Below are 524 nucleotides of genomic sequence, written 5' to 3'. Positions count from 1 at the left end.
CAATGTGGAAAAGGTCTACAAGAACGGCACTACGGAAATCCGTCGCAACATCGCAGGCTTCGTTCTCACCACGGACAAATACGATACGGATATGCGCCAGTGGCAGGCGGATAAGGCTGCCGGTGCCCTGGCAGGGGAGAGCGCCGACGACCATTTGACGGTGATCAAAAACCGCTATCTGCTACGGGACCACCTGGGCTCGCTGGATGTGGTGACGGATGCCACAGGCGCTGTCACCGAGCAGCTGAGCTTCGATCCCTGGGGGCAGCGGCGCCAGCCGCACAACTGGCGGGATGCCCTCAGCAGCACCCAGCTGACCAATATCCTGGATATAACCCCGCGGGGCTTTACCGGCCACGAATCCCTCGACCGGATGGGCCTGATCCATATGAACGGGCGCATCTACGACCCGCTGCTGGGGCGCTTTGTACAGGCGGACCCCAATATAGACGGGACCACCAGCAGCCAGGGCTATAACCGCTACAGCTATGTGCACAATAACCCCCTGGCGTTTACCGATCCCA

General features: G+C 60.3%; 1 protein-coding gene. It reads left to right on the top strand.

The window, feature by feature from the left end:
* On the top strand, positions 1 to 524 hold a 524-nt coding region (locus tag ABVT36_RS19125), incomplete at both ends, for an RHS repeat-associated core domain-containing protein (protein WP_368457986.1).

Origin of the sequence: Microbulbifer sp. TYP-18, from assembly GCF_040932045.1 — a bacterium.
Taxonomy (GTDB): Bacteria; Pseudomonadota; Gammaproteobacteria; order Pseudomonadales; family Cellvibrionaceae; genus Microbulbifer.
The sequence above is the reverse complement of the archived record's forward strand: the minus strand, read 5'-3'. Positions and strand labels throughout refer to the sequence as shown.